We start from the raw sequence: 2,446 nt of genomic DNA on the forward strand, positions 1-2,446 counted from the left end.
GGCCGACGTGTCGGCCGAGGGGCAGGCGCTCGCGCTCCGCCGGGCCGCGCGCATCGGCGTGGTCCGCACGACGGGCGGCCCGCTGGACGGACACCACCACGAGAGACGGGGAAATGACGCGCGCGGACGTACATCGGCCGGCCCGACGGCCGGAGGGGCCGCACAGCGGCACGGTCGTCGTCAAGTTCGGCGGCAACGCGATGGTGGACGCGACCCTGCGGCGGACCTTCGCCGAGGACGTCGTGGCGCTGCGGCACACGGGCCTGCGGCCGGTCGTCGTGCACGGGGGCGGACCGCAGATCAGCGCCATGCTCGACCGCCTGGGCCTGGAGACCCGTTTCGAGCAGGGCCTGCGGGTGACCACCCCGGAGGCCATGGACGTGGTCCGCATGGTGCTGGCCGGCCGGGTCCAGCGGGAGCTGGTCGGCCAGATCAACGCCCACGGGCCCTTCGCCGTGGGGATGACGGGCGAGGACGCGCACACGATGACGGCCGTACGGCGGCCGGCCCTGGTCGACGGCCGGCTGGTCGACATCGGCCTCGTCGGCGAGGTCGTCGACGTGAACCCGGGCATGGTGCGGGCCCTCCTGGGCCGGGGGCACATCCCGGTGCTCTCCCCCGTGGCCCGGGGCGAGGACGGACAGGTCTACAACGTCAACGCCGATCTCGCGGCGTCGGCCCTGGCCGTGGCGCTCGGAGCCGAGCGGCTGGTGGTGCTCACCGACGTGGAGGGGCTGTACGCCGACTGGCCGCACAGCACGGAGGTGATCCGGCGCCTGACCGCCGGGGCGCTGGACGGGCTGCTGCCGGGGCTGGCGAGCGGGATGCTGCCGAAGATGGAGGGCTGCCTGCGGGCCGTACGCGGCGGCGTGGGCAGGGCGCAGGTACTCGACGGCCGCGTGCCGCACGCGGTGCTGCGCGCCGTCCTCGACGAGGACGGCCGCGGTACCACCGTGGTTCCCGACCGCAGCCCGGACCACGCCGGGAGCCCCGCGTGACCACCGGCTGGGGGCGCCGACCCGGCCAGGGTGAACGCCGGTACGCCTACGGGCGTTCACCCTGGCCGGGCCGGCCCGGCCCGGCCCGAACGGTCAGAGCGCCCGCGCGAGGACCAGCGCGTCGCGCCGGGGGTCCAGGGAGCGCACCCATGCCCGGGGCGCCGACCACGCGGCCGAGGGCGCGAATCCGTGGCGGAGGAACAGGGCACCGCTGCCCGTCGTCGCGGTGAACAGGGCACCCAGCGACCGGGCGCGCGCGGCGGCGAGGGCGGCACCGAGCAGCCCGGCGCCCACTCCGCGCCCCTGACTGGGCCCGGCCACGCAGAAGTTGTACAGCACACCCGCGGGCCCGCCGCACTCCCCCGCGCCGGCCACGTGCACGCGCAGGCCCACGCAGCCTTCGAGGCCGCCCCCGGGGGCCTCCGCCACGAGGAAGTCGGCCGCGTGGGCGGCGTAGAGCGCGACGGGCCTCTCCCGCAGCGCCCCCGAGCGCACGAAGGGCCGGGACAGGTCCGCGAGTTCGGCGGCGTCCCCCTCCCGGGCGGAGCGCACTCGGGGCGCCGGCGCGAGAGGTGTGTCCGGCGACGGGGCGGGGCGCGGTTCAGCCGTGATCAAGGCATACCTTCCTCGTTTCCGCGGGCGAAGCGGCTCGTCGCCACCTCACCCCGCGAGCAAGCAAAGTTAGGCTAGCCTTACCTAAATTACGAGTCCAGCGGGCCCACCTCGGGGCGCCCCTCCCGCCGGCGCCGGCGCACACCCCGGATGCGACCACCCCGGAGCCGCACGCGGACTCGAACGACCCCGGGGCGGCGGGGGCCTGTCCGCCGGTCAGGCGTCCATGGAGGCGGCGAGCGACCTGGGGCGCAGATCGGTCCAGTGGGTCTCGACGTACTCCAGGCACGCCTCCCGGGTGTTCTCCTCGAAGGCGACGGTCCATCCCCCGGGCACCTCGGCGAAGGACGGCCACAGCGAGTGCTGGCCCTCGTCGTTCACCAGGACCAGGAAACGGCCTTCGGGGTCGTCGAACGGGTTGGTGCTCATGTTCGCTGCCTCCTCGGCACGGCGGACCGGCGGCGGCCACGTCGTGCGTACGGCCGGGCCGTCGGCGAGGGTGACGCCGGGCCCGGCGATATCAGGTCGGCGGCCCACCCGTGGCACTCCCCCGTTCCCACGATCACCCCCGCGGGGCCGCGCACCCCGCCCGCGCCCGCCAGGGCGGTGGGCGCCCGGCAGGGCCACGAGGGGCCCGCCTCGCGCCGGGGCCGGGGCCGAAAGAGAAGGTCACACTTAGGTTAGGCTCACCTAATTGATGCGAGCTTAGCTTTTCGACTTGTCTCCCACAAGGAGAGGCCAGGGCGCACAAGGTGGTGACCGGGCAGCTGCCGCGGACGGACCCGGCCGGGAATGGCACGCGACTGCCCGCCACCCGCGAGCGCCGCCGGAAGACA

3 protein-coding genes are annotated in these 2,446 nt (G+C 75.5%); 1 reads left to right on the forward strand and 2 read right to left on the reverse strand.

The features are described 5' to 3' along the window. Positions 1-113: 113 nt before the first annotated feature. Positions 114-998, forward strand: coding sequence for an acetylglutamate kinase (gene argB / locus IH13_RS0128035; protein WP_051835955.1), 885 nt, complete (start codon positions 114-116; stop codon positions 996-998). Positions 999-1,091: 93 nt separating this feature from the next. Here argB and IH13_RS0128040 read toward each other — a convergent pair whose 3' ends face one another. Together IH13_RS0128040 and IH13_RS0128045 are read right to left on the reverse strand one after the other, a co-directional pair. Then, on the reverse strand, positions 1,092-1,613 hold the full coding sequence (locus IH13_RS0128040; RefSeq protein ID WP_031088761.1) for a GNAT family N-acetyltransferase: 522 nt from the start codon (positions 1,611-1,613) through the stop codon (positions 1,092-1,094). A gap of 213 nt (positions 1,614-1,826) precedes the next feature. After that, entirely contained in the window at positions 1,827-2,039 is a 213-nt protein-coding gene (locus tag IH13_RS0128045; protein ID WP_031088762.1) for an MbtH family protein, read from the reverse strand. Positions 2,040-2,446 lie beyond the last annotated feature (407 nt).

Origin of the sequence: Streptomyces sp. NRRL WC-3549, assembly GCF_000721935.1 — a bacterium.
Lineage (GTDB): Bacteria > Actinomycetota > Actinomycetes > Streptomycetales > Streptomycetaceae > Streptomyces.